Annotated in this window: 25 protein-coding genes and 1 pseudogene; 11 read left to right on the top strand and 15 right to left on the bottom strand. The window is 41.0% G+C overall.

The features are described 5' to 3' along the window. Window positions 1-106: 106 nt before the first annotated feature. Window positions 107-676 (bottom strand): Uma2 family endonuclease, encoded by a 570-nt coding sequence (locus FD724_RS31310; RefSeq protein ID WP_179075317.1) that lies wholly within the window; start codon window positions 674-676, stop codon window positions 107-109. Between the two features lie 24 nt (window positions 677-700). Here FD724_RS31310 and FD724_RS31305 point away from each other — a divergent pair, with 24 nt between their 5' ends. Continuing rightward, a complete protein-coding gene (locus FD724_RS31305) occupies window positions 701-934 on the top strand; it encodes a pentapeptide repeat-containing protein (protein WP_114080977.1) in 234 nt (77 codons plus the stop codon). 137 nt (window positions 935-1,071) lie between these two features. On the opposite strand, the gene FD724_RS31300 is transcribed toward FD724_RS31305, so the two are convergent. Both FD724_RS31300 and FD724_RS31295 read right to left on the bottom strand, forming a co-directional pair. Then, window positions 1,072-2,079 (bottom strand): SPFH domain-containing protein, encoded by a 1,008-nt coding sequence (locus tag FD724_RS31300; protein ID WP_012412774.1) that lies wholly within the window; start codon window positions 2,077-2,079, stop codon window positions 1,072-1,074. Window positions 2,080-2,178: 99 nt separating this feature from the next. Next, window positions 2,179-2,613 (bottom strand): NfeD family protein, encoded by a 435-nt coding sequence (locus tag FD724_RS31295; protein WP_012412773.1) that lies wholly within the window; start codon window positions 2,611-2,613, stop codon window positions 2,179-2,181. Window positions 2,614-2,845: 232 nt separating this feature from the next. Here FD724_RS31295 and FD724_RS31290 point away from each other — a divergent pair, with 232 nt between their 5' ends. Then, a complete protein-coding gene (locus FD724_RS31290) occupies window positions 2,846-4,900 on the top strand; it encodes a protein phosphatase 2C domain-containing protein (RefSeq protein WP_179075316.1) in 2,055 nt (684 codons plus the stop codon). 361 nt (window positions 4,901-5,261) lie between these two features. Here the strand turns inward: FD724_RS31290 and FD724_RS31285 are convergent, their stop codons facing one another. The 9 genes from FD724_RS31285 to FD724_RS31245 all read right to left on the bottom strand — a co-directional run bounded on the left by FD724_RS31285 (window position 5,262) and on the right by FD724_RS31245 (window position 15,230). Continuing rightward, window positions 5,262-5,975: a rubrerythrin family protein gene (locus tag FD724_RS31285; RefSeq protein ID WP_179075315.1), complete on the bottom strand. Its 714-nt coding sequence runs from the start codon at window positions 5,973-5,975 to the stop codon at window positions 5,262-5,264. 403 nt (window positions 5,976-6,378) lie between these two features. Further along, window positions 6,379-7,119, bottom strand: a complete 741-nt coding sequence (locus FD724_RS31280) for an SDR family oxidoreductase (RefSeq protein ID WP_179075314.1) — start codon at window positions 7,117-7,119, stop codon at window positions 6,379-6,381. A 133-nt stretch (window positions 7,120-7,252) separates the two neighbouring features. Continuing rightward, the gene (locus tag FD724_RS31275; RefSeq protein WP_179075313.1) at window positions 7,253-8,563 is read right to left on the bottom strand and encodes an efflux RND transporter periplasmic adaptor subunit; all 1,311 of its coding nucleotides are present in this window, start codon (window positions 8,561-8,563) and stop codon (window positions 7,253-7,255) included. 337 nt (window positions 8,564-8,900) lie between these two features. Continuing rightward, complete coding sequence (locus tag FD724_RS31270; RefSeq protein WP_179075312.1) at window positions 8,901-11,027, bottom strand: family 10 glycosylhydrolase; 2,127 nt, start codon at window positions 11,025-11,027, stop codon at window positions 8,901-8,903. A gap of 185 nt (window positions 11,028-11,212) precedes the next feature. Continuing rightward, window positions 11,213-11,785, bottom strand: coding sequence for an HdeD family acid-resistance protein (locus tag FD724_RS31265; protein ID WP_179075311.1), 573 nt, complete (start codon window positions 11,783-11,785; stop codon window positions 11,213-11,215). Window positions 11,786-11,889: 104 nt separating this feature from the next. Continuing rightward, complete coding sequence (locus FD724_RS31260; RefSeq protein WP_179075310.1) at window positions 11,890-12,441, bottom strand: alpha/beta hydrolase; 552 nt, start codon at window positions 12,439-12,441, stop codon at window positions 11,890-11,892. A 147-nt stretch (window positions 12,442-12,588) separates the two neighbouring features. Further along, window positions 12,589-12,780 (bottom strand): bromodomain-containing protein, encoded by a 192-nt coding sequence (locus tag FD724_RS31255; protein WP_114080614.1) that lies wholly within the window; start codon window positions 12,778-12,780, stop codon window positions 12,589-12,591. Window positions 12,781-13,135: 355 nt separating this feature from the next. Beyond that, window positions 13,136-14,842, bottom strand: a complete 1,707-nt coding sequence (locus tag FD724_RS31250; protein ID WP_179075309.1) for a caspase family protein — start codon at window positions 14,840-14,842, stop codon at window positions 13,136-13,138. Window positions 14,843-14,852: 10 nt separating this feature from the next. Further along, window positions 14,853-15,230, bottom strand: coding sequence for a hypothetical protein (locus FD724_RS31245; protein ID WP_114080616.1), 378 nt, complete (start codon window positions 15,228-15,230; stop codon window positions 14,853-14,855). Between the two features lie 697 nt (window positions 15,231-15,927). On the opposite strand from FD724_RS31245, the gene FD724_RS31240 reads away from it, so the two are divergent. The 4 genes from FD724_RS31240 (at window position 15,928) to FD724_RS31225 (ending at window position 17,576) form a co-directional block, all read left to right on the top strand. Then, the gene (locus FD724_RS31240) at window positions 15,928-16,371 is read left to right on the top strand and encodes a pyridoxamine 5'-phosphate oxidase family protein (protein ID WP_179075308.1); all 444 of its coding nucleotides are present in this window, start codon (window positions 15,928-15,930) and stop codon (window positions 16,369-16,371) included. Window positions 16,372-16,529: 158 nt separating this feature from the next. After that, window positions 16,530-16,673 (top strand): aldo/keto reductase, encoded by a 144-nt coding sequence (locus tag FD724_RS40440; protein ID WP_218651486.1) that lies wholly within the window; start codon window positions 16,530-16,532, stop codon window positions 16,671-16,673. Between the two features lie 100 nt (window positions 16,674-16,773). Next, window positions 16,774-16,977 (top strand): ChaB family protein, encoded by a 204-nt coding sequence (locus tag FD724_RS31230; protein ID WP_114080618.1) that lies wholly within the window; start codon window positions 16,774-16,776, stop codon window positions 16,975-16,977. Window positions 16,978-17,042: 65 nt separating this feature from the next. Then, window positions 17,043-17,576 carry a hypothetical protein gene (locus FD724_RS31225; protein WP_114080726.1) on the top strand — a complete coding sequence of 178 codons (534 nt, stop codon included), beginning with the start codon at window positions 17,043-17,045 and terminating at the stop codon, window positions 17,574-17,576. A 32-nt stretch (window positions 17,577-17,608) separates the two neighbouring features. Here the strand turns inward: FD724_RS31225 and FD724_RS31220 are convergent. Both FD724_RS31220 and FD724_RS31215 read right to left on the bottom strand, forming a co-directional pair. Then, a pseudogene (locus FD724_RS31220) lies at window positions 17,609-17,779 on the bottom strand (Uma2 family endonuclease); the annotation flags it as partial. A gap of 126 nt (window positions 17,780-17,905) precedes the next feature. After that, the gene (locus FD724_RS31215) at window positions 17,906-18,778 is read right to left on the bottom strand and encodes a GNAT family N-acetyltransferase (RefSeq protein ID WP_179075307.1); all 873 of its coding nucleotides are present in this window, start codon (window positions 18,776-18,778) and stop codon (window positions 17,906-17,908) included. Between the two features lie 221 nt (window positions 18,779-18,999). On the opposite strand from FD724_RS31215, the gene FD724_RS31210 reads away from it, so the two are divergent. The 5 genes from FD724_RS31210 to FD724_RS31190 all read left to right on the top strand — a co-directional run bounded on the left by FD724_RS31210 (window position 19,000) and on the right by FD724_RS31190 (window position 22,542). Next, window positions 19,000-19,599: a macro domain-containing protein gene (locus tag FD724_RS31210; protein ID WP_179075306.1), complete on the top strand. Its 600-nt coding sequence runs from the start codon at window positions 19,000-19,002 to the stop codon at window positions 19,597-19,599. Between the two features lie 59 nt (window positions 19,600-19,658). Then, window positions 19,659-20,441: a nucleoside phosphorylase gene (locus FD724_RS31205; protein ID WP_179075305.1), complete on the top strand. Its 783-nt coding sequence runs from the start codon at window positions 19,659-19,661 to the stop codon at window positions 20,439-20,441. 270 nt (window positions 20,442-20,711) lie between these two features. Next, complete coding sequence (locus tag FD724_RS31200; RefSeq protein WP_256874614.1) at window positions 20,712-21,260, top strand: TIGR02281 family clan AA aspartic protease; 549 nt, start codon at window positions 20,712-20,714, stop codon at window positions 21,258-21,260. A 25-nt stretch (window positions 21,261-21,285) separates the two neighbouring features. After that, window positions 21,286-21,678, top strand: a complete 393-nt coding sequence (locus FD724_RS31195; RefSeq protein ID WP_012412753.1) for a carboxymuconolactone decarboxylase family protein — start codon at window positions 21,286-21,288, stop codon at window positions 21,676-21,678. A gap of 54 nt (window positions 21,679-21,732) precedes the next feature. Continuing rightward, window positions 21,733-22,542 carry an alpha/beta fold hydrolase gene (locus tag FD724_RS31190; RefSeq protein ID WP_179075303.1) on the top strand — a complete coding sequence of 270 codons (810 nt, stop codon included), beginning with the start codon at window positions 21,733-21,735 and terminating at the stop codon, window positions 22,540-22,542. 77 nt (window positions 22,543-22,619) lie between these two features. On the opposite strand, the gene FD724_RS31185 is transcribed toward FD724_RS31190, so the two are convergent. After that, entirely contained in the window at window positions 22,620-25,061 is a 2,442-nt protein-coding gene (locus FD724_RS31185; RefSeq protein WP_179075302.1) for a dynamin-like GTPase family protein, read from the bottom strand. Between the last annotated feature and the right edge of the window lie 365 nt (window positions 25,062-25,426).

The raw sequence follows: 25,426 nt of genomic DNA, 5'->3' as shown, positions 1-25,426 counted from the left end.
ACCAATTCTATGAGAGGAATAAAACGTACTTTACTTCTGTTAGCGCAACGGGGTGTAGCCCATTCAGAATTCCAACTCCCAAATTCTGCTGGAATAAATGCTTTATTCAAACAAAACTCAACCAATTAAATACATCTACAACTGTTAATTGCCAATTTTCCAAGACCCTCAAAACGGGTAAAACATCTTGCTTTTCTTTTAATTCTGGTAATTTATTGGGTTCGAAAACCATGATTGACTCATCAGCAGAATCTAGTAACCAACCTAGCTTTGCTCCATTTTGAATAGAAAATGTAATTTTGCTGATAACTCGGTTGGGTGATTGTTCCGGTGATAGAATTTCAATTATCCAATCTGGAGGAATTTCAAATTTATTTGTAATTCTTCCATTAGGAAGCAATGGAATTCTTTGCCATTCAAAAACGGCAATATCTGGTACTATTGAACGACCTCCAAATGTACAGCGTAATTCAGGAAAGGCATAAGCAATTTTCTGCGGTTTAGCAATCTTATTAATAGCTGTGACTAAACTGCTTTGTAAGGTACTATGTTCTCCTTGTGGCATAGGTTTTTGATATATTTGCCCGTTAAAATACTCGCTTGCTGGTTTTGTTTCTGGTAGTTCTAAGAACTTTTCTACACTTAGTGTTGTGGTTGGCTGAATAGATAACGTCATAATTTACAGTAATGATTTTGAAAAATGAAGGTCAAAAGACAAAGAATTACTGTTGAAGAATTGTTGAGTAGATATGCTGCTGGAGAGCGAGATTTCTCGAAAGTTATCATTGAGGACTCCCGTGAAGGATTGCTCAGAGGTCTTGACCTCAGTAACATCAATCTGGAGGCTTCCATCCTCATTATTGACCTTAGTGGTGCTATTTTGAGGAACGACCTCGATAATGCCGATTTTAGCGAAGTTAACCTCTATGGGTGAATTATCAGGAAGAATAGCTGAAAAAGGTTGTCAGTAGATAATTGTGATTGTCTCGTTCCCAGTCTGAGACTGGAAACGAAGTTTGAAAAGGGTTTTAAACTTAAGTTAATACTAATGTCACTCCCCACTCTTCATTCTTAACTAGAGCGGTTATTTTCTAACCCTGGTATTTGCTTAGAAAATAACTCGTTAGAGTCAACCTGACCATTTGAGATAACGGAACGCATACCTTCAAAAGCAGCAGGGATAGTACGTGGATCTATAAATAAGACCTTGCTGCTATCGCTTCTGCCAATTGTCGCGCCCATATCCAGATAGCCCAAAGCAAACAGAACTTCCACTGCTTTATTGGCATTGGGATTAGTCTGGAGCTTTTGGGCAATAATGTCTGCTGATTCTGCGATCGCCTGCGCTTTCAAAACTTGCTGCTGACGTTCCGCTTGAGCCTTCAAAATGATCGCCTTTTGTTCAGCTTCCGCTTGCAGAATTGTCGATTTTTGACGAGCTTCCGCATCCAGAAGTTGCGCGTCAGCTTTACCTCTGGCGCTATTGACAGCAGCTTCGCGTTCACCCTCAGAAGTTAAAATTGCTGCCCGTTTGCGTCGTTCTGCCGACATTTGCAATTCCATCGATTCTCGCACTGCCTGAGATGGAATAATATCTCGCAGTTCTACCCGTGTCACTTTCACACCCCAAGGATCGGTAGCAACGTCCAAATCCCGTAGCAAAAGTTCACTAATGTGAGAACGAGCAGTAAAAGTTTGATCCAACTCCAGTTGCCCCATTTCAGCGCGAATTTGAGTTAGCACCATATTTATCATTGCAGCCTGGAGATTTTCTACCTTGTACCAGGCTTTTTCCATATCCACGATGCGCCAGTAAAACACTGCATCTACCTCAATGCCAACATTGTCGCGGGTGATACACTGTTGTGGAGGAATATCTAAGACTTTTTCGCGGATAGTTTCTTTGTAGACAATTTTATCTATGAAAGGAAAGATCACGTTTAGTCCTGGTTCCAGTTTTTTGTTATAACTACCCAATCTTTCCACCAAAGCTTCATTGCCCTGATTGACGACTTTCACAGATCCCGCGACGGCAGAACCACCAAGGGCTAAAAGTACGAGCAAAAAAAACTGTTCCATTGTGAATCTCCTGATTTTTTAAGTATTAAATGTTAAAGAGAGTAGGAAATGGACGAGATGGGGAAATAAAGAAAATAACCAATTCCCCATTCCCAATAACTAAGAATTCAACAAATTTTCTGGTATCACAATCAAAGTAGTACCCTCTCTCCTAACCACATAAACTCTTTGATGGGGTGCTACAGTAAATTTGTCATCGTCACATCGTGCTTGCCAGGAATTTCCCTCATACAATACCCGCCCTGTTTTACCAGGCGGAATTTCTGTTAAAGTTTCGGCTATGACTGCATCCTGAATTTTCGATTTGCGTCGTCGTGGTTGCAAAAACCGACGAGAAAGCACGATTAGGAATGTGGAAAGTAAAAGCCAAACTACAACTTGCAACCATACATTTCCCAAACCCACTCCAGACAGCAGCGCCACCACAAAAGCGCTAATTCCCATCATGAAGGCGACAAACGCCGATGGTAAGAACAGTTCCATGAGACACAAAACTGCTCCCGCCAGAAGCCAGATTAAGGTCAAACTTGGCATAGTGCCATCCTAGACTCTACATTGACGTAAATCCATTTCTACGATTAGATACAGCCAGACGTAAGTTATTTACAGAAAGCAAAACTTGGTCTTTTTACCAATAATTTTGATTACTTTCAGTAACCAGGTGTAGCTAGCGGTACACAAATCCAGTCTATTCTAGCCTTCAAGCCATTGCCAGCTAAATGTAATCGAAATTCATGAGTTGATTGGTTTTTAAATTTATACTTTTATGATTTCTACTCAACTGACAATTTATTGTATAAATCCAGGCTGTAATAGCCCCATTAACCCTATTGGAGATCGTGTTTGTGCAAGTTGCCAAACTCCCTTGGTTCACCGCTATCTTTGGGCTACTGGCTCATTGTCTGCTCAAATTACACCAGGCACAAAAGTAGCAGACAGATATGGAGTAATTACTCGCCAGATTTGGCTGGATACTCAACCAGGACTACCACCAGATGTCCCTGAAGAATTACCGAAGGAAGTAATTCCTTATCTACGGTTATATCAAGAACGGTTACATCTGCCCCAAGCTTATGGGTTTGCTAGTGATGGTGAGGAAGATACAACTGATATCTTGTTATTAGAAAATGTGCCGATAGATGATACAGGAAATATCTATCCAACTATTGTTGAGGCTTGGGAGCAAGCAACGGCGGTACGACAAGTTTATTGGCTGTGGCAAATTCTCCAACTTTGGACACCTTTATCAGAATTAGGACTTAGCCGCAGTTTACTGGTAGTAGACAACTTGAGAGTCCAAGGTTGGTGTGTGCGACTGTTAGAACTCTACCAAACACCAGAAGATGAGAAGCTGAGTTTAAAAAATCTGGGGGAGTGTTGGCAGTTTTGGGTAGCTTCTGCAAAGACATCAGTAGCTAAAGGGTTGCAGAACATAGTCCAGGATATGTGTGAAACAGAAATAGAGTTGGATGATGTTGCTACTCAACTCAATGGTTTATTACTAGCATCTGCGGCAGAATTGCCACTAGTTTTGAAGGTGGCAGGTTCTACAGATATTGGCCCAATTATGGCGCAAAATGAAGATGCTTGCTACCCGAATACTTTGAATAACTTAGATGAGCCTTTATTCTCCCACTTGTCAATTGTTTGCGATGGCATTGGCGGGCACGAAGGCGGCGAAGTTGCCAGTAGATTGGCAGTGCAGTCTGTAAAGTTGCAAATTCGCGCCTTACTAGCGGAGGTTACAGAACAAACTGTACTTGTATCACCAGAGTTATTGCAGGAACAATTAGAAGCAAGCTTACGGGTGGTAAATAATGTGATTTGTGCCCGCAATAACGAACAAAAACGTCAAGGTAAAGAACGTATGGCTACAACTATTGTCATGGCGTTGCAAGTTCCACAACGAGTACAGACAAGTACTGGGTGGCAATCAAATAATACCCATGAACTTTACTTGGCTAATGTTGGCGATAGCCGTGCCTATTGGATTACTCGCAACTATTGTCAGCTACTTACAGTAGATGATGATGTGGCGACGCGAGAAGTCCGCTTTGCCAAAAGTTTGTATCGAAAAGCATTAATAAGAACAGATGCTACTGCCTTAACTCAAGCGTTGGGAACAAGAAATGCAGAATCTTTACGTCTTAAGATTCAGCGATTTATTGTGGAAGAAGATGGTATATTACTACTGTGTTCTGATGGGTTAAGTGATAATAACAGGGTGGAACAATATTGGCAAGATTATGCAATACCCGTGTTAAAAGACCAGATGACAGTTGAAGATGCTGTCCGGAACTGGATTAACTTGGCAAACGAAAAAAATGGGCGTGATAATACGTCAGTTGTTCTCACTCATTGCCGTGTTTCTCCCGAATACTTAGTACCTGTGACTCCGGCGTTGCCAGAAGAAATCATAGAAGCAGAGATACAAGAAGAACAAGAGGAATTAGAGGAACAACAGGAATTAGAGGAACAACAGGAATTAGAGGAACAACAGGAATTAGAGGAACAACAGGAACAAGAGGAATTAATTTCCTTCACAGAAAGTTCGCAAACTTTGCTAGATTTGGATCTAGATTTGGATCTAGATTTAGATACTTCAGAGGAATCAGTTACAAGCCCAGAAATTCCACCAACCTTAATTACAAAACCTAATCGGGGTAAACGCTTGGTAATGCTGGGGGGAATGTTTGCGTTGCTTGTAGGGGGTACAAGTTTAGGATTATTTGCTTGGTGGCAAATTAATCCTCAAGGATTCCAGCAAATGTGTCGGCAACTTCCTCAAAAAGTGCAGCAATTGTGTCCACCGGGTAATTAGCTTACTGATTTGAGAACAATAAATGTTTACTCAAATCTTTATCACGGATTAGCATCGCTCTTCAGATAGTCACATAAAAACACAACGGTTTCCTATTTTATCTTCTGGTGAATTCATGATACTAACCTGTGCTTGATAAAGAATTCAGAAGTCAGAATTAATGAGTCAAAATCAAGATGCTCGTAAGCGTTGCAATATAAGCTTTTTCGGTCACAATCCATTCTGTTAGCGGTAGCGGGGCATTTAGCCCATTCTGAATCCTGACTCCTGAATTCTGTTGCGATAAATAATCGAAAACGCGAAGTATCCTTAAGACGCTTCGCGTTTATATGCTAAAAAGAGTACCTAATTAATTGTCGTCCTAAGCTGCAACTTTTTCCTCAAATGGCTTAAAAGTTTTTTTGCTCGCGCCGCAAATTGGACATTCCCAATTATCAGGAATTTCTTCAAAAGGTGTACCAGGTGCAATCCCAGAATCGGGATCGCCAGCAACGGGATCGTAAATCATGCTGCATTGTCTACAAATCCATTTCCGAGTTTTAGGATCTTCACCTGCAACTCTGGTTGCTGTTTGTCCTCCGTTTAATACTTCTAAAGCTTCAGCATAGCGATCGGCGTGGTAATTTTCGATGAATTTTAGCAAGCCAAAACGGTGTGCAGCTTCTCTAAATGTGTTGGCATGATCGGTAGATTCTTTAACTTGTTTGAGAAATTCTTCAGCCGCAGGATTGTCGCGATCGCGTTGGGCATCGGCGGCAAACTCTGGATACATTGTAGTATATTCATAAGTCTCGCCTTCAATTGCCAAAGATAAACAGCGAGATACAATTTCTCGTTTTTGTTCATCAGTTAAAGCAGCCGCATTTTCTACCACAAGTTCTGGATGCAGCAACTTAAAATGTGCAAAAGCGTGTTCAGTTTCTTGGTCTGCTGTTTCTTTAAAAAGTTTTGCCAAGTCTGGAAACCCAAGTTGACGCGCTACGTCTGCAAAAAACAGATACTTGCGATTTGCCATCGATTCACCACCGAAGGCAGCTTCTAAGTTTTGAAGTGTAGTAAAGTTGGACAAATCCATAATTTCGGGTGACAGGGAAGTGATATTTAGTACGAAAACACAGACTCTACAACCGGATAAACGAGCCGTTATTTGTATAAGCTAGAAACGGTTTATACAAACTTTTTCAGCCCATAAATTAGCAATCCGTTTTGTTAGCTGCACTGGGACAATTATATTCGAGTAAAAAGCTCGAATGAATCGGAGTAGCAGTCTAATTTTCGCCTACCCTAACAGGACTAGCAATGTCCAGGTTACTAGCTGAGGTTTTGAAACGGAGAATATCGCGTTTATGAGGCAATACGCTTGGGTTAAGGGCTACTGGCAAAAATTTTGGGTTTTTGAGATGCGATAAATCGCCGTCTCTACAAGTGTTTTTAGCTTATCTGAACTGGATTGGTTTATGAGGAGAGCTTTAATTATCTCAGGCGATTCCACCATTTACACGGATATTTTGCCCTGTGATCCATCTGGCTTCATCGCTAGCGAGAAACGCTACTACATCGGCGATTTCTTGCACATCTCCCAGCTTGCCAAAAGCAGCCATTTGGGCCAAACGATCTATCTGTTCTTGGGTTTTGCCTTCTCGGAATAGTTCTGTATCGGTAGGGCCAGGAGAAATAACATTAACTGCGATCGCTTTTGCACCCAATTCTTTAGCTAATACCCGCGTGATTTGTTCAACAGCACCCTTAGTTCCGACATAAGCGCTATAAGTTGGCAGCATCATCACCGTAGTTGATGACGAAAAGTTGATAATCCGTCCGCCTTCTGATAGGTGTTGCGCGGCTTGTTGGCAAGCAAAAAAAGTACCTTTGACATTAATAGCAAAAATCGCATCGAAATCTTCTTCACTCACCTGAGTAATTGGTTTATAGAAGGCGATTCCGGCATTGTTGACCAAAATATCGACTTTACCAAAACGCTCAAGTGTTTGCTCAAACAGGCGTTGGATGTCGGGTACTTTGCTAATATCGGCTTGAATTGCGATCGCTTCTACTCCCAACTTTTCAATTTCTGCAACAACTTCCTGTGCTTTGGCTGCATTACCCGCATAGTTGACGACAATAGATGCGCCGTTACCAGCTAATTTTAGTGCGATTGCTCGTCCAATTCCCCTCGATGCACCAGTGATAATTGCAACTTTCCCTGATAAAGATGCCATAGATTAATCTAGTTTTATTTTGGATCAACAAAGTGATTATCTGCTGTGAAAGTACTGTATTAAGGTTAAATTTAGAGATATCTAGTAGAATTCAGAAACCCAGACCTCCACAAAGTAGGTCTGGGTAGTTCATTTAAGGTTCTGGAACGATCGCAGCACCATCTCTAAGATTGATCAACCCTGAGATAATAACTTTATCTTCTGGTTGTAATCCTTCAAGAACTTGGTAATTATTATCTTTAATTTCGCCTAGCTTCACGCGCCTTTGTCGAGCTACTTGTTGAGATACACCTTGGGGAGATGTTTCGGTTTCAACTACATACACAAAAGTGTCGCCACCTACACGAGTCATTGCTGTTGTGGGGATTAAAATTCCGGGGCGCTGATTCCAAAATAATCTAGCCCTTACCAATTGATCTGCACGTAGCTGACCGTTAGGATTGTCAAAAATTGCTTTGATCAGTATCCCTTGTGTTTCGTTATTAGCAGTAGGCGCAATGAAAAATACTCTACTTCTACCCAGCTTTTGACCTTGTGTATTCATCACTTCCACTGGCATTCCCTTACGCAATTGCGGCCCTTGCTGTAGTGGCACTGAGATGTTGACTTCTAAAGGTCGATTTTGCGTAAGATTAACTAATTGTGTGGAAGTATTAACTAAATCACCTACTTTCACAGCAATGTTGCCAACTGTGCCACTAAAGGGAGCGGTAATTTTGTCAGACTGGATTTGTTGTGTTTGAGTATTTACATTAGCTTGCTGCAACGTTTTTTCAGCCTGCAATATATTGGATCTTTGGGCTTGAATCCTGGAATCAATTGCATCAAGACTGGTTTTAGCATTGGCAAGTCGATCGGCAAACTGATTGCGAGTCTGTCGAGACACAGCTCCTTGTTCAGCTAGAATGGAATATTTTTCGTAGGTTTGCTGATACAATTGCACATTCTCAACGTATGATGCTCGTTGGGCTTCTAGAGATTTGAGTACAGTGCGGGCAGTTTCCAGCTGCAATAAAAATGCTTGAGGCGCAGCATTGTTAGGAGCGATCGCTGCTTGTGGTGTACGATCTACCTGGATAATTGCCGCTCCCTCGGCTACTGGATCTCCCGATTTCACAAATATTTGGCTAACTTGACCCTGAATCCTCGGCTGGAGGATGACTGAGCGCTGGGATTTTAGGCTAGCAATAAAATCTGAACTTTCCTCAATTATGCCGCTTTGTACTGTGGATACTTTGACTCTTACCCCTTGAGGTTGAGCGTTAGTAGTTGAAGGCGCTGAATTTTGCGGAGTGAGCAAACGCCAAACGAGAGCTGTTCCGCCCCCTAACAATAGTAGTGCTGCTAAAAATAACCAAAGCCACCGCCGTTTTCCAGAAGGTGGCTCAAATGAGGTTTGTGGAGCTTTTTCTCCAAAATCAGTTTGAGGCTCAGGGGATGTCATGGCTTATGAGGATAAGGAACAAATTAACTAGAATTCAATCAAAATTTCATCTGTTTATATTGAAATTACTGATTTAGCATGAGGTTTTGTGGCAAATTATGTGTTACCCCATCCAAATATACAGTTTTGATGATTCTGTCTTAATCTACCGAAAGGTGAATCCGTTCCTTAAAACCTATGCAAATCTCAATTGTTCCTCAAAAGGATAGATATCGCTATGCCGAAACTATGCAAGCAGACTTGCACATTAGAGAACTTCAACAAATAAATTGTCGATAGGCACAATTCATCAATTGTGCCTACACCATTTTTTAAGATGTCTAAGCAGTATCTTTGTTCAACTCACTGTAATCACTGTTCCCGCACTCTCATTAGCCAATCTATCCACCGCACATACGGCATAAGTCCCCGCTTCTTGAACGGTAGCGAAGGTTGTGCCAGCAGACAAAATTCGCTGAATTGTCCAAGTATCACCAGTTTGTCGATAAAGCGTCCAAGAACGAACTGGCTGATTATCTCCAGGCTGCCAACTCAGTTTGCGGTTATTGACTTGTAATCCAATGGGTGGAGGGGGTGGCGTTATATCTTGCCAAGGCAAAGTTGGCGGTAGCGCAGGTTTGTTATAAAGCAGACTTTGGAATTTATCAGCAATACCCTGACTATTTTCTGTCAAAACACCGAGATTAAAGAAGATATTGCCCAGTGACAACCGTCCAGCTTGGCTACGACTAATTTTCACCTGCTTTTCAATCTCATCACTCTCTCGACTCTTGTTGCTTGGTTCTGTCAAATTGTTACCAGCGTAAACGTGTCTTTGTTTTGTATTTACCTGTGTCCACCACTGTAGCAACGCTGAATAACTTTGTTGTGTTTGATCTGTGCGCCAGTAAAGTTGAGGTGCAATATAGTCAATCCACCCTTCTTCTAACCATTTTTTCGAGTCGGCATACAACACATTGTAAGCATCTAACCCAGTAATGCCAGCAGGTTGTCCGGGGCGATAAATCCCAAAGGGGCTGATACCAAATTTCACATCGGGTTTGGCTGCTTTAATTCCCTGCCAGAGACGCTGTACCATTCTGTTAACATTGTCGCGTCGCCAGTCGCCAAGGTTGAGTGAACCACCAGCTGCTTGATATGCAGCATAAGTTTTGTTATCGGGGAAAGGTTGCCCCTCGATGGGATATGGATAAAAATAATCATCTAAGTGAATGCCATCAACATCGTAGCGCTTCACTACATCAAGAATTACGTTGTAAGCTCTATCTTGAACTATTTTCAATCCTGGGTCCATCCAGCGTTGAGTTTTCCACAAATAAACGCTTTCTGGATTAGTCGCTGCTATGTGGGGACGTACTGTTTTAGCTGGGTCGGTGGAAGTGCTGGCGCGGTAAGGGTTGAACCAAGCATGAAGTTCAATATTGCGCTTATGACATTCTGCGATCGCAAACGCTAAAGGATCGTAAAATGGTTCTGGTGCTTTCCCCTGAGTTCCTGTAATCCAAGCACTCCAAGGCTCTAATTGCGATTCATATAAAGCGTCTCCCTCCGGTCGCACCTGAAAGATCAGGGCATTGAAGTTTAGCGCTTGTAATTTAGTAATAATCTCAGTGAGTTCAGCTTTCTGTTGAGCAACAGAAAGTCCTGGCTTGGAAGGCCAATCACCATTCCACACAGATACTACCCACGCCCCTCGGAATTCCCGACTATGATTTACCCTAACGCTACCGACAGGTGCGGGTGTGGGTATAGGTATTGGCGTTGGCGTTGGCGTTGGTGTTGGTGTTGGCGTTGGTGTTGGTGTTGGCGTTGGCGTTGGCGTTGGCGTTGGTGTTGGTGTTGGTGTTAGTGTGGGCGGCTGTACTAAGTAACTAGAGGCAATTTTTTCTGCTTTGCCTAAATACACCAAAGCTTGATAAATAATTACTGCTACATCTGCACGGGTAGCTGCAAGATTGGGATTGAGTAATTTGATATTTGGAAAACTAACCACTAATCCAGCACTAGTGGCAATAGCTACCTGATTTCTCCCATACGCAGGAATCTGAATCGAATCTTGATAAATTTGTGGGAGTGTTGAGAGGAGGTCTGGTTTTACCTTGGTGGCAAGTTCTAAGCCCGCTACCAAGGAAATTAAAACTTCCGCCCTAGTAATTCGCTCGGCGGGGCGGAAACTTTTATCAGGAAACCCGCTAATAAATGCTTTTTCGTAAGCTATTTGAATGGCAGCTGCTGCCCAATAATTTATGGGTACATCCACAAAAGGTACATATTGCCGCTTCTTGGTAACTGTGCCAAATGCGTTGGCGATGATGGCGGCAAATTCAGCGCGAGTGAGTGAGTTATCGGGGCGATATGTGCCATTAGGCGACCCACTGACAATACCACGTTGAGCTAAGGCTGTAATAAATAAGCGTGCCCAATGGTTTTGGATATCCGAGAAGGGAGTAGCAATAGATACCATCGTAGATTGCAGCTAGCTGGCCTTGATTTTGATTTCCTTAGTTAATTTAGCAATTTTCTTGGCGTAGGCGTAGCCCAACCTAGGCATCGCTGCTGCAATCTCTTAGTAAACTTTGACGATTCAAATTTAGAAATGGGCCATTGGGCATTGCTTTTTCCTATTCCCCATTTCCCATTCCCCATCTACTAAGTAGGATTTGCAGCTTCGTTAGTAGGATTTGAGGTAGAACGCGCATTCAATGACAGCATTACGCGTGAAATGCCAGTGAAAATAATGCTGATACCAACTAGTGTGCCAAGAAGCCAGGGCGCATTGAAGGGCCACTGGAACCAAATCATTGCACCTAAGACCAGTGTAATAATGCCATCACCTAGTATCCACGTCCAGTTCTCTTGCGGACGTAACTTGAATGCCAGAATTAACTCGAATGTACCTTCAGCCAGTAAAAAGCTGCCAAGCAACAGAGTCAGTGTGAGAATACCTGTAAAAGGATAAACAAACAGCATTATACCCGTTGCAATATAGAGTCCGCTCAATAGAAGTTTCCAAATAAAACCTCCTTGGTGGCGAGTTTGAGTGGCATAAACTAGTTTTGTAAATCCGGCGAAAATCAAAATTACTGCAATCCATGTCTCGGCGAATAAGGTCGAGAGGTTAGGCGCTGCGATCGCAATCACCCCCAAAATACTTAGGAGAACACCACTTATCAGCGCTCCATTAACATTCTTGTTAATATTTCTAGAAACGTCAGTTGTCATATAAACTTTTCCCTAACTCTACAATTACGTTAGGGAATTTCTCAGTCACAGAATAGAACCCTAAGATAGACTCATGGGTATTAAATTTTAGCAGTAACTAGCTATCATAAAAGTTCTGCCAGGCTGCTTAGACGTTCATAAACAGAGATGAGGCGATCGCCTTCAAGTTCAACAGAAGTATTAGGATAATTCTGAATGGCTCCAAGGAGTGTAACTTCACCATTTTGTTGAATAGATGTACTTAAAGCACTTCGCAGCGCTTGCTGATCTAATTGTCCTGCGGGGGGATGAACTACTTCACCAATTTGGTTAACTAAAATTGGCCCTGCCCAGCTTGACAGTAAGTTATTTAAAAAGGCAGGATCGGCTTTTATTGGGGCTATCAGTGCCTTACGAGCTACTGCGGGATCTTGTTGGGCCGCCTCCAAATAAGCTTTTAGTGTGGGGGTTGTCTTGCCTGTTTCTGTAAACTGACTTAATTCTTGAACAGAAACTTGCCCCTGAAAAGTACCATACTTTAAAACAACTTGCTCGGCGGCATTAGCATTAGTAGTTGAGAGTAGAACAAAAGCACCTACGCCTAAAGCTACTGATTGAGTGAGTAACTTAGTAAATTTGCTATTGTTTAATCGATTTAAAATTTGAGAAATCTGCATTTTGTCGAACTTCCTAATGGTGTGGAGCGTACATAGTACTAGAGATACATCATTAGGGGTGTACATCTGTACGCCCCTATAGCCAGTTTATTTGTTGCAAAAATCTTTTTTGGAAATAGTGTTATCAAGCTTGTTCATTAGACGAAGCTAATGAGGTAATATTGACTGATCTTCGTCTAAGGTTGGTGCAGGTATACCCAAATGCTTCCTTGCTGATTCTTCAGCTAGCTTTCGGTCTTGCTCGTTCTCGAACTGACTCTCATCTAACAAATGAGGGTTTTTTGCCGCTTCATCTCGGCTTGGTTTATAGCCATTTTTCCACCTGTACTTCCAGTCCATAATTTGAAAGGCAGATATACTGCCAGTTGATTTTCTAATTCTTCATCGTAGGTGCTGAATGAAAAATGATACTCCTGCTATGGGTTGAAGAGGCTCATTCAGAGGGTACAAATTTTTTAACAGAATTTTTGAGTAACAATACTCTATTGGTCAGGACTTGATAGATTAGCACTCTGAGAACAAGCCATGAGTGGCGATCGGTGCTGCAATAGGACATTGCAGGAAATTTTAAATCTTGTTTAGTTACTACAAGCCAAATATCATGAAGATAAAATGCTATAAATTACCATTATCATACGTTAATTATCGCTGCCAAAGCTGCCAAAAGATTTACTTACACATAGCAAAACTAAACTCAAGGGCCAAGAAAGATGGAAATAGAATCTGGAGTATTACTTCCAATAGCCTTTTTAAAAAGTTTATCTGCTGGATAGATTTTTTGCAAGATTTTTTCAAAAATAGCAGCTGCTTTTTCTTCATCTGAACTATAACGAATTTCATAAGCCAGAGGACGAGTAAAATTACGTTTTTCAAAAAATGATTTATCAATTTCCTCTGAACCTATCTTTCCTTCAAAACCACTTTTTATCAATTGAGTTTGAATATCATTTTTAGCTTTCAATAAATCCTGCCTATTTTTATAAAAGTAAATCATAATTTCATATTTATTGATTACTGCCAATTCAGAATTATTAATTTGTGGTTTAACAATTTCAGATCCCGCATTTGATGTTTGAGCTTTTTGTGTAGGCTTAGAACTAGGTATCAAGTATTGTTGAAAATAAACGGCAACTAATATAACAAGAATAGTGGTAATACCTGCTAAATATTTTGCAAATACAGGTAAGGCAAAAATAGAAAGGTTTCTTTTTGGACGTATTAATGCTTCAAAATTTTGTTCACTCTCGACACTCGTTTTTACCTGAGTATCAAGATTTTTAGGACTCAGGTTTGAAGGTTGAGGAGGATTAGCTAGCTGTAGTAATTGCTCTTGTGTGCGTGGAATAATTCGATTCTCAATTAGTTCTACATCTTTATCTCTAAGTCCCCAAAATTCTTGATAGTCTTTTAACTGGTTGCGAGTGTACTCAGTTAAAGGATTTTCAGCTTCAATTGCTTCAGATAATACCTGCTCGTATTGCTGCAATTTTGCTTCGTATTCTCGATAAGGTTTGAGTACTTCGGCCTCGATGGTAGCAGCTTGTTCAGGAAGTATTCCTAAACTTCCTTGTTTAAGGTCTAATAGATTGCGGGTAATAGAAGGGATTTTACCGTCCTTGAGGCGACGCTCAACTTCTTGGCGATATTTCAGCTTAGGATCTTCAGTTCGCACTTTAGCCAGCAGTATTTTAAAGCCTTCCTCCACCACATAAATTTTGGGCTTCATTTTTCCGGGAGCGGTTTCTTGAACTTTCTCACTGGCGTATTCATGCAACTCATCAATAGAAACTCCGCCATCTTTATCTCGATCTGCTATTCCGGTTTTGAGACCTTCAACTAAAAAATGGGTATAAACCGAGAGGTCAAAACCCTGATACTCAAAAGAATACTGCGTAGAAGTCGAAGACGTGAGAACAGCTCGTCCTTCTCCGCCTAATTGTTGTTGAACAGGCACAGAACCATCATCTTTGGCTTTCATTCCCTCAGCAAAAGCGCCGCTAAAGCAACAATCCAAAATCACCACCTGACGCTTTGAGCGGCTATTGCTCATGATGTTTTGTACATAACTCGCTGCTACTGCTGTTGGTTGAACAAGAGCTTCTTGCTCTTTACGGGTATTATGAGCAGCTAAATAAAGATTGCCACTATCGTCTTTAACCCCATGACCTGAGAAAAACAGTAACAGGAGATCATCTTTTTTACGATTTGCAAACAATGTATAAATAGCTTCTTCCATCGGTTGTCGCTCAGGATTTATCAACGGTGTCACCTGATCAAAACCACCGATTTCAATATTCTCCAATACTTCGCGCATCGCCTCCACATCTTTGGGAGCCGCAGGTAACGAAGAAAGACCATTTCCGTATTCACCCACCCCAATCAGCAATGCTACCTTAACCATCTATGATTCTCTATCCTGCTACAAATTTCTGTGCTGCTTCAATTGCTGCTTCTAACTCTTGCCTACTACTGGCTTTGACTTTGAGTTTCTTGCCATTAGACTCAATTTCTAGTTCAATGGTTTTGTTGCCAAGGCGATCGCCTAAAAATCCCATCAGTGCTTTAATATTCTTAGCATTCACCTGCGTTGTTAGCCAACCCACAGCTAGCCCTGTAAGTGACTTGCTTCCTTCCGGTGCTTCTGCTTCACGGTAAAGGCTAGCATCTTCCACTTCATCCAGTTCCAGCATCTGTTGCAATAGTCTCTGCGTTTCGTCTTGCAGTTCATCGTCATCTAAACCAGGCTCTTGCAAGGCGATGGTAATCTGGACGTTGGATGTAGTCGCCATTTTCAACCTCTAATTGTGGTTAATGCTTAAATTATCACAAGTATCTTATACAATCCAGCTAGTAATAATTCCGGTCTGGATTGTCGTAAAATAGGAATTTTGATAATATACATAGGGCGCTATGAGTAGTAAGAATGTTGCAAAGTAAAAATAGATACTATTGTTAACCACAGCAAGCTAGGCTTGATTTTGCTTTACTTGGTTAATTTAGCAATACGAGAGCGTAGGCATCGCTGATGGGTGCCCTATAAAAAAATTTGACTTTCTCTTTTTGGTGTTTTCCGCAAGCAAAATAACTTTTGACTTTCTCAAAATGCTTGAATGCTTTCTCAATACATAACTCGGCGAGATTAAAGAAGAACTCAGAAGTCAGAATGGGCTACAACTGGCATCTTGTAGAGAAAATATGCAGTTGACAAAGCCTCGCGTAGAAAAGGCTTTACGCTACGCTAAGGATAAAAATTATAAACTTTAAGTCTAAAGAAATAAGCATAAAGTTCACCTTACTATGACTAAATGTGTGTACACAGAATATTAACTATCAATCCATATCTCTATAGATAGAAATAAAAGAGCTAATTTTAATAGAATTACATCTGTAGACTCACGCAATTTCAACTAAAAAAGCTAATACTAAAACATAACTTTACCATCCTATAAGCTGGTTGTAATCAAAATAGAAAAAGTAGTACAAACAATGGCAACTTCTACAGACCGCGCTCAAGAGATTCACAAGCTGCATGAACTAATCAAAAATATTGATTATGGTATGTTTACTACAGTCGATGATGATGGAAGTTTGCATAGTTACCCCATGTCAAAAAGTGGTGAGATTAACTCTGAAGCCACACTCTGGTTCTTTACTTATGCTGGTTCACATAAGGTGACTGAGATTGAACAGCATGAGCAGGTAAATGTTAGTTTTTCGTCACCCGAACAGCAGCGATACGTTTCTATTTCAGGTAGATCAAAACTCGTGAAAGACCGCAACAAGATGCGAGAATTATGGAAGCCAGAACTTCAAACCTGGTTTCCTAAAGGATTGGACGAACCCGATATTGCTTTGCTTAAGGTGAATATTAACCAGGTTAATTATTGGGATAGTACATCGAGTTTTAAACCACAAACAATTAGTTTTTAACACCATCACGACTTTAAATAATTTGTAGTTAATAATTACGAATTATTTAAAGTCGCGTAATTGTTGGAGGAAATTGGCAAAGAGTAAGGAAGAGGCAATTCGCATTACCTTCATGGATAACGCTTGGGAGTATAACCTAGCATCGTAGTGAAGAGTGGATGGGAGAGGCGTTGCAAGGGCGACGAGATAAGGTTTTTTTGATGACGAAGGTTTGCACCCAAGAACGCGATCGCAAAGTGGCAATGCAACAACTTGAAGAATCACTACGTCGTCCCAAAACTGACCACCTCGACTTGTGGTAAATCCACGAAGTTGTTTACGATAACGATCCAGAAAGGATTTTTCGTGCCAACGGAGCAATTGAAGCTCTGGATCAAGCGAAAAAGTAAGGAAACGAAATTTATGCCTTACCAAGAGATTGCAGACTTACCTGATTCAGTCAAAGATCACTTACCCAAGCACGCCCAAGAAATTTTTCGGGCTGCATTTAACAATGCTCAAGAAGAATATGATGAAGAGGAGCGTGCCTTTCGTGTTGCTTGGAGCGCTGTGAAACGCGATTATGAAAAAGGCAGCGATGGGCAATGGCACAAAAAGCCAGAATAGCTCGGATCGTATTCAGCAGTTTTATTAATTTCGCACAAAAAATCTTTGTTAAAAAGGAAATCCTTATGAATTACCTTGTTGCAGTTTTACCAGATCGAATACAAGTAGAAGCCGCTTACTCTGCTCTGGAAAAAGCAGGCTTGCCAACTTCACAAGTGAATATTTTAGGAGATGGTTATTTAAGTGCTGATGAATTTGGAATGATTGATCCCGATAAGCAAGCCCGTAAACAATCAACTCGGCTCTTTGGGGGGCTTGTAATCTTTGGATTTGTTGCAGGTTATGCCTTTAACCATCTCACAGAAGTTGAACTATTTCCCCAGTTTGCTCGATTTGGTAATGAATTTCTTGCTGGTATATTAGGAGCGATAGGCGGTGCTTTGGGGGCTAGTTTAATCGGTCAAGGAACTGGTATAACAGTTGGCAGTGGCGATGCTTTACCCTATCGTAACCGTCTGAATGCTGGTAAATACCTAATTGTAGTTACCGGAAATGAGGATTTAACACGCGAAGCTTCGCGTGTACTGGGTCAATTTGAACCAGAGAATATTCAAGGCTATACAGACTATTCACAAAAGAGCAAACTTGTGAGGAATTAAGTATCTACATCGGGTTCAACGCCGAGCGATGTCTAGCGACAAGCCACTTCGTGTCTACGCAATTGTGCAATCAACCGTTCAGCCCGTTGTCTTTCTCGTTCAGCCCGTTGGCTTTCTTGTTCTGTAGAAGTCAATACCCAGTTGAGAGTCCTATCATACCACCGTAACCACGGCTGTTCTACATTTTGATACTGTCCCTGCCATCTCAGTTCTATTATGATTCAATTGTTTTTGAGTAAATCGTTTTCATACATGAAATCACCAACGCCCGATTTTGGATTGTGAATAATTCAATCTAAAATCCAAAATTTAAAATCTAAAATTCGCTCTCAAGCCTGAGTCTCTTCAAATAAGACTAAGCCATACTTCTCGCCAGTAGGCAAAAAGCCAATTTGTTGATAGACTGCTTGGGCTGCTTGGTTATTATGACCTGTAAATAGGATGGCACGTTTTACTAAGAGCGATCGCGCATCTAACAACGAGCCTGCTACCACACTTTTGGCATAGCCTTTCCCCCGCAGCGCTGGCGGTGTCCACACTCCACCAATTTGCACAATATCAGGTAGGCTAGCATTGAAAGCAGAGTAAGAAGCTAAAGTATCTTCTGCTACTAAAACCCAATGCATACCCATATCTTGACGTGCTTCAATTATGCGATCGCAAGCAAGTCTTAAACTTGGAGTATCGGTTTTTCCTAAAGCTTCCACGTTATAAGCAACGCACCATTCGATAAGTAATTCCAATTCTTCTGGATGTGGCAAACGACACTGCACCTTTGCAGATGCTAAAGCTTCAGGTATTTGTAAATCTCGTAGTGCTAGAGAAAACAATATCTCATGTTCATCAAGCTGAGTTGGTGTGTTGCTAAGTCCCAAAATGCTTTTTGTCGCTTCAACTTGTGCTGCTGGGCCACTAATTCCAGAAATAGCACGTCCAGATTGTGCCACAACTGCTTGCACCACCTCTGGCAAATATACAGGCGCTTGGACTATTATCATCCCATTCCAAAAATGGGCTGCAACTGCCACTATACTTTCATCTAAGTAGGCTGCTACGTAGGTTCCTTGAAATCTTGCACCTTCATCAAGCAGTCCCGCAGCCCGCCAATTAGAGCGCAAAAACATAGAAGTATCAGTGTGTTGCAAGAGAAATTCTTCCAGCGATACTTCATCTCCAGGTTGCAGGGTTTTCAAAGTAGGCACAAAAAACTCCTGAATGTCCAATTGAGTTTACTGAATAAGCGGTTTCAGGAAATCATAAAATTTCCTTTTGTTCAAGTGACAAACAGTCACCACCTAAAGAGTAACATTTTAGTGTTACAAATGTAGCATCAAAAAGGAACAGGCTGAATAATACAGAGAAACAGTTGATGTTTGCCCTCGCTGACGTTTAAAATAGGTATTCAAGCGGAGGAAATGAAAGCTTGAAATTGATATTGGTAGCTCCCGACTCTTTGTTGTGTGCAGCCTTTCAACAGAATTTTAATTACTTACCCAATGTAGAAATAGTGAATAACTATTTCGAGTGGTTGCCAGATTTTGATTGTATGGTCAGCCCTGCTAACTCTTTCGGAATGATGGATGGTGGCATAGATGCGGCAATTATCCGTTTTTTTGGTCATTCCTTAATGGCAAGAGTCCAGCAGCGCATTCTTGAAGATTATTTGGGTGAACAGCCTGTAGGAACATCAATGATTGTGGAAACAGGTCATTACAAGCATCCTTTTTTGGCTCATACCCCTACGATGCGAGTTCCCATGATTATTGCTGGGACAGATATTCCTTATATTGCGATGTGGGCGATGTTGCTGGCAGTTCGACACCATAATCAACACGCTAGGCAAAAAATTAACACCATTGCCTGTCCTGGATTGGGTACGGGAATAGGACGAGTGCCATATACTGAGGCTGCTAGACAGATGGCATTAGCTTACGATCATTTTCTCTATCCACCCAAGCATCTCAATTGCATAGTTGCGGCTGAAAGACAACTTCAGATATGGGAAGGAGGAGATTTGCTCTAGGAAAATAAGAAATCACCCTAGCATAGTATTGTGTTAGGGCGATCGCTAATCTCAACTATATGACAGGTAAAAGCTTCTATCACATTGGCTTTGGACAAGATGATTTAGGTTCATCACCTCCCAGCATTGCCCTATTATCGGGTGATCCAGAGCGATCGCATCTAATCGCCCAAACTTATTTCCAAGATGTGCGCGTGTTGTCAGAAAATCGCGGACTCAATAGCTATGTAGGATACTTACAAAATGGTCGCAGCATCTTATCTGCTACTAGTGGTATGGGTGCGCCTTCATTAAGTATTGTTGTCAACGAGTTGATACAGGTAGGAATCCGGCAAATTATTCGCATTGGAACTTGCGGAGCAATTCAACCTTATATACCAGTTGGTAGCGTTATTATTAGCAGTGCAGCATTGTGTCGTCAGGGTGCAGCAAATGACATTGCGCCTGTGGAATATCCAGCCGCAGCCGATCCGTTTCTGACAGTCGCTTTAGTTAAAGCTGCGCGAGAATTAAAGGTTGAACATTACATCGGAATTACGGCATCAGTTGATACTTTTTACGAAGGACAAGAACGCACTGATTCCGCAAATCCAAATTTAATGCGATCGCTGCATGGCATCACAGAAGAATATCGGCGTTTAAATATCTTGAATTATGAGATGGAATCCGGCACACTATTCAAAATGGCAGGTGTGTATAATTTTGCTGCTGCTGCTGTTTGCGGTGTAGTTGCTGGGCGTACTGTGAGTGAAAATATCATCTTAGAACAGAGGGATATTGCTGTGAAAAATGCGATCGCAATTGCTGTAAATGCAGCAGCAACTTTTGAGTCAGACAATTAATATTTACTTGATAAGTTAACTCTCAGTAGTTTCATCATGTCTTCACCCAATCTTTAATTTTTCAATCAGTAATTATAGCTAATATAGCTTAATATAACAGTAATTTCATATTCTAAAAATATATAAAAAATCACCATAACTACCCTAAAAATAAACACATTATTTAAGCTATTAAAAGTAAATATTGTAAGCAATTTAGATTTCAATAAATATTGAAAAAATGGAGTGAGAGCTAATATGAATAATATTTTTAGGTATGGGATTAAAACCATGACTTCAACTGTGATGTCTATGACGAGCTACGCCTACGCACTAATCCCAACGCTGATATTTTTAGCATTCTCTCATCGAGCAACAGCAGACGATCCAGGAGCATGTTACATGGTAACGTCCTCCGGTAAAACCGTTGGATTAGAAAGGCTTTGTGGCAATATAGCCGCACCTTCAGACGACAGAGTTTTTCGAGTTTCAATTAAACGCCGCTTTGGTGGAACTCCTGTAATTGACGTTACCTTCAATGACAAAAAAACCTTTGAAATGATTGTAGATACTGGTGCTAGCGGAACTATTATTACTCAAAGTATGGCGAATACACTTAAACTCCAGACTACAGGTACAATGCAAGCCCAAATTGCCGATGGTAGCGAAGTAGAATTTCCAACCAGTAAGGTAAAATCTATTGCAGCAGGTGGAGTTACAGCCAATAATCTTCAGGTAGCGATCGCACCCAAAGCCAGCATCGGCTTACTGGGCCACGATTTCTTCGGCAACTATGATATTAAGATTCTGGAGAGAGAGGTCGAATTTCATCACCGCTAATGGTTGGAAGTAAAAACATAGAAACATGACTAAGCTGATTGAATACGAAGAAGCCAGCGATGAAATCCGGGCAGTATATGACGACATCCGCGTCACCCGCCAGAATGACTATATTAATAACTTTTGGAAAGCCATAGCTAATCATCCCCCTACCTTGCAACGAACTTGGCAAGCGGTGAAAGAAGTGATGACTAGCCCTGGTGAAATTGATCCACTGATGCGAGAACTAATTTATATCGCCGTGAGTGCGACAAATGGCTGTGAGTATTGTATTGCCTCCCACACAGCAGGAGCGCGGGCCAAGGGGATGAATGATACCATGTTCGGGGAACTCATGGCGATCGCAGCTACTGCCAACATGACCAATCGCCTCGCTAACGGCTATCAAATTCCGGTGGACGAGAGATTTAAGACGTAGGAGTGTAGCGTTGTCGATCCCTGCTTCAGATCGGGTTTAGCAGAATTATTGACTATGCCAAAGCTTCAGGTTAACGGGATTGATTTGTTCTACGACATTAAGGGAAAGGGTGAGCCTTTGCTATTAATAGCTGGCTTCCTTTGCGATCATGCCTATTGGTCGTTGATTATGCCATCGCTGATTTCGCAGTATCAAGTTATTCGCTTAGATAACCGAGGTATGGGGCGAAGTTCCGCTCCTGAAACCCCCTATAGTCTGAAGCAAATGGCTAATGATGTAGCAGCATTGCTCGATCATCTTGCGATCGATAAGGTGCATCTAGTAGGTCATTCAATGGGTGGTCAGATAGCTCAAGAATTAGTGTTAGCACATCCTCAAAAGGTGCAAAGTCTAATGCTGCTTTCGTCACTTGCAAAGGGTGACGGATTATTCAACAGCATCATTGAGACTTGGGGTGAACTCTGCGCTAATGTAGACCTGAAACTTTATGAAAAAGTTGTATTACCCTGGATATTTACAGATACCTTCTACTCGATTCCTGGCATGATCGAAGGTCTGATCGAATTTGCAATCAGATATCCTTTCCCGCCAGCAACTCATTCACTCTATCATCACAGCCAAGCCATGCTTGACTTTGATACAACAGATCGCCTTCAAAAAATTCATTGTCCTACCCTAGTTCTAGTTGGCAAACAAGACATTCTCACTCCCCTAAAGTTTTCCCAGCAACTTGCTCAAGGCATTCCCGATACTGAACTTGTAGTTCTCGAAGGTGGGGGTCATGGCTTCTTAATTGAGTCGCCTGATACTGTGATTTCAGCCATGCTAAACTTCCTGCGGAAATTGAAGCCAGCCTACTTCTAATTTACAAAAAAAGCTGTAGCTTAGGGAGTGCTAAATCACTCACTAAGCTACACTTATCTCAGTATTTGGGATTAAAATCAAACCTCTCGTACCGCGTCTGAAAACACAAATCCATTATTAGCGAACTTATTATCAGTATCAAAATACTCACCAATGACAGGTAAGAAGTGGTCATATAGTTTCATTGACTGTAAACAACTATTGATACTAGAAGCTGCTGAATTGTATGCTGCAATATTTTCTTCAACAACACTCAATAATCGGCGATTATTAGCGATTTTCTCTTCAGCTTCTTGTTGCAGTGTTTTCTCTAAATTAGCACGCGCCTGTGGATATTGCTGCAAAATCTCATCTGCTTGCTGATCTGCCATTGGTAACAACTGAGTTTTGAGCGTTTGGTTAATAGTTTGACGGAAAGATTTACGAATAGTTTGCGAAACTTTTGGCTCAAAATCTAACTTCAATAATTGCCTAATTGCTGGTTCTGCTTCTACGATACTTTCAGCATCGTAGCTTTGAGAAGTTTGTAATAAAGTTTGGCGAAATTGATATATAGAAAAAGTGCCTTCATCATAAAATCTCGGACTTTCTCGCACGAAGCGATCGCACTCTACACTAGCTGCACTCACTAATGCTTGAGTAACCTGCTTTTCTATAGTTCTGATCTCTTGTTCAATGCCGCCATCACTATCTAATAAACGATACAACTGGCGATAATATTCTGATTTGCGAATTTTTTCAATCAATCGCTGAAAATAATTCGCAACAACTTGCTGAGATGACTCAATCAAAATATCTTCTAACTGATTTGCTAAGTAATAAAATGCCTCTACTAAAATAGCAATTAAAGGTGCGGTAGCATTGCGAGGATGGCTAATTGTTGCACGTTGATAAGCAGAAGCTACAGAAAAAGTATCTAGCAATTCATCTAAACGACGAATCATTCGTGATTGCAATTGTCTAAAATCTGCTTCAAAAGCATCACAGGAATTATTAATTATTTGGTTAACTTCTTTTGTGATATGCTCACTAAATTCTCTGCCGATTTGCTGGAGTTGCTGATTTAGGCGTTGCAACTCTTGCTGCTTCATACTCTCAATTTCTTGGGGTTGACTATCTAAATTACGTTGTACACTCTGATAATGTTTTGTCAGTTTAATACAAACATCTTCCAAATCATCAGCAAGATTCTTAAATAATTGGGGACGCTTCTCTTCTGTAAGATAGCGAGTAATAGCTGTGCGAAATTCTTCAGTACCACTATCTTGAATTAGCTTTTCTATCAGTTCATTTCCCCAATCTCCCAAAATCCGCACATAATTTTGATTTGGAGTTTCATAGCCGTTAACAGAGACACGGAATTTAGTGGTAGATAACTTTCCTGAATTTACGCAGTAGTTGTTAAATGCATAGACAAATTGTGGTGTTTCTTCTTTACCATCTAAACCTTTAATGCTTTCTGCAAAAACAGAATCTAAACCAAATCTATCTAGTTGATTTGTCTGTTTAATCTGACTCCCGTAAAATCCTAATAATCCACTTGTTTTATAAACTTTGTTTGAATTGCCAAATTGTCCGCTAATTAAATCGTCTAATCTTTGTCGTAGTTGGGTATTGTACCAAGTTTCATCGATGCGGTTGAAGACATAAAAAACGCGATCGCGTACTCCCCCATTTTGCCGCATTAATTCCAAAAGTTCTGTTTCTTCTTTTGTCATGTCACCCGCCGAAGCAGGTTTTAGCACACACACCACCGCCGAAGTATCAGGATGTTGAATTTTGGTATAAGTTAATTGTGCATCTTTCTCTACTGGTGCATCTATACCAGGGGTATCAATAATTACGTTGCCGTCTTGTAACAGAGGATGATTGCAATAATATTCTATTCGCTTCAATACTGCACTATTACTACCACGACGGGCATATCCAGCCGCTTCCTTGAGGTTGAAAAAGTTAAATTGCTCCATTGAGTATGTAGCATTATTAACCGTGTTGATGCGATCGCGGTTTGCCCAATATCCCTGTAGCAACAACATTAACGCCTTCGCCTGTTTTGCACGTTCTGATTTACTCTCACCACCCTCCTGCTGAATAATCGCTTCAGAATCTTCACGTAGCAAGTTAATTACATCACGTTGGTTGATATTAGCTACTATCTTAAATCCTAGTTGCTCACACAAATAAACTACTTGTTCCCGAATTTCTGCTTCACTTAAGAACGTTAAAACAACACGTTCTTTATCTAATTCTGCATACTCGATTTTGCATTCTGTACCTGTAGCGTGTCCTTCTGCACTGTAAAGTAGTTCTCTCTCCAATAGTGCATTGATTAGCATTGATTTACCAGCACTAAATGCACCTGCAAATACGATCTCAAACTTAGGAGAAATCGCTTTAGTTAGGGAAGTTTGTACAGGTGTAATATCTTGAGAATGTAGCGTTGATTCTTGCTGTAAAAGTTGTAATATCGACTCAACTTGCTCTTTCAAATTTTTGCACTGAAGCGGTAAATCTGACATATTCAGCATCCTGACAATATTTATGTATATATTAGTTACATTTGTTGTCTTGATGGTTCAGTAGTATTTCTGAGATATTTGATGCAATTTAGTTACCGGGTATCAGCTAACCCACAAAGATCATGTCTGGTTAAAAACTTATTAGGCTGACGTGAAGAGAATTCTGATTACGACGTTGGCGAGGCCAACTCATCCGCCTCGCTGTAGTCAATTTCAACTAAGCTAATTGTCATACATTTTTCTCGAATGATTAGCTTGTAGTAAAGGCTATTTTATGGTACTGTTCGCGCCCTACTGTTATGACAATACGGTTCATTAAGGGCTACTGGCAAAAATTTTGGGTTTTTGAGACGCGATAAATCGCC

This window comes from Nostoc sp. C057 (genome assembly GCF_013393925.1).
GTDB classification, from domain to species: Bacteria; Cyanobacteriota; Cyanobacteriia; order Cyanobacteriales; family Nostocaceae; genus Nostoc; species Nostoc muscorum_A.
The sequence above is the reverse complement of the archived record's forward strand: the minus strand, read 5'-3'. Positions and strand labels throughout refer to the sequence as shown.

What these genes read in the sequence shown, in the direction of transcription:
- FD724_RS31305 (WP_114080977.1), top strand. Translation starts at nt 701, where the DNA reads ATGAAGGTCAAAAGACAAAGAATTACTGTTGAAGAATTGTTGAGTAGA.
- FD724_RS31295 (WP_012412773.1), bottom strand. Translation starts at nt 2,613, where the DNA reads ATGCCAAGTTTGACCTTAATCTGGCTTCTGGCGGGAGCAGTTTTGTGT.
- FD724_RS31280 (WP_179075314.1), bottom strand. Translation starts at nt 7,119, where the DNA reads ATGGCATCTTTATCAGGGAAAGTTGCAATTATCACTGGTGCATCGAGG.
- FD724_RS31230 (WP_114080618.1), top strand. Translation starts at nt 16,774, where the DNA reads ATGCCTTACCAAGAGATTGCAGACTTACCTGATTCAGTCAAAGATCAC.
- FD724_RS31225 (WP_114080726.1), top strand. Translation starts at nt 17,043, where the DNA reads ATGAATTACCTTGTTGCAGTTTTACCAGATCGAATACAAGTAGAAGCC.
- FD724_RS31245 (WP_114080616.1), bottom strand. Translation starts at nt 15,230, where the DNA reads ATGGCGACTACATCCAACGTCCAGATTACCATCGCCTTGCAAGAGCCT.
- FD724_RS31300 (WP_012412774.1), bottom strand. Translation starts at nt 2,079, where the DNA reads ATGGAACAGTTTTTTTTGCTCGTACTTTTAGCCCTTGGTGGTTCTGCC.
- FD724_RS31205 (WP_179075305.1), top strand. Translation starts at nt 19,659, where the DNA reads ATGACAGGTAAAAGCTTCTATCACATTGGCTTTGGACAAGATGATTTA.
- FD724_RS31200 (WP_256874614.1), top strand. Translation starts at nt 20,712, where the DNA reads ATGACTTCAACTGTGATGTCTATGACGAGCTACGCCTACGCACTAATC.
- FD724_RS31265 (WP_179075311.1), bottom strand. Translation starts at nt 11,785, where the DNA reads ATGACAACTGACGTTTCTAGAAATATTAACAAGAATGTTAATGGAGCG.
- FD724_RS31290 (WP_179075316.1), top strand. Translation starts at nt 2,846, where the DNA reads ATGATTTCTACTCAACTGACAATTTATTGTATAAATCCAGGCTGTAAT.
- FD724_RS31285 (WP_179075315.1), bottom strand. Translation starts at nt 5,975, where the DNA reads ATGGATTTGTCCAACTTTACTACACTTCAAAACTTAGAAGCTGCCTTC.
- FD724_RS31310 (WP_179075317.1), bottom strand. Translation starts at nt 676, where the DNA reads ATGACGTTATCTATTCAGCCAACCACAACACTAAGTGTAGAAAAGTTC.
- FD724_RS31250 (WP_179075309.1), bottom strand. Translation starts at nt 14,842, where the DNA reads ATGGTTAAGGTAGCATTGCTGATTGGGGTGGGTGAATACGGAAATGGT.
- FD724_RS31185 (WP_179075302.1), bottom strand. Translation starts at nt 25,061, where the DNA reads ATGTCAGATTTACCGCTTCAGTGCAAAAATTTGAAAGAGCAAGTTGAG.
- FD724_RS31190 (WP_179075303.1), top strand. Translation starts at nt 21,733, where the DNA reads ATGCCAAAGCTTCAGGTTAACGGGATTGATTTGTTCTACGACATTAAG.
- FD724_RS31270 (WP_179075312.1), bottom strand. Translation starts at nt 11,027, where the DNA reads ATGGTATCTATTGCTACTCCCTTCTCGGATATCCAAAACCATTGGGCA.
- FD724_RS40440 (WP_218651486.1), top strand. Translation starts at nt 16,530, where the DNA reads ATGGGAGAGGCGTTGCAAGGGCGACGAGATAAGGTTTTTTTGATGACG.
- FD724_RS31195 (WP_012412753.1), top strand. Translation starts at nt 21,286, where the DNA reads ATGACTAAGCTGATTGAATACGAAGAAGCCAGCGATGAAATCCGGGCA.
- FD724_RS31260 (WP_179075310.1), bottom strand. Translation starts at nt 12,441, where the DNA reads ATGCAGATTTCTCAAATTTTAAATCGATTAAACAATAGCAAATTTACT.
- FD724_RS31240 (WP_179075308.1), top strand. Translation starts at nt 15,928, where the DNA reads ATGGCAACTTCTACAGACCGCGCTCAAGAGATTCACAAGCTGCATGAA.
- FD724_RS31255 (WP_114080614.1), bottom strand. Translation starts at nt 12,780, where the DNA reads ATGGACTGGAAGTACAGGTGGAAAAATGGCTATAAACCAAGCCGAGAT.
- FD724_RS31275 (WP_179075313.1), bottom strand. Translation starts at nt 8,563, where the DNA reads ATGACATCCCCTGAGCCTCAAACTGATTTTGGAGAAAAAGCTCCACAA.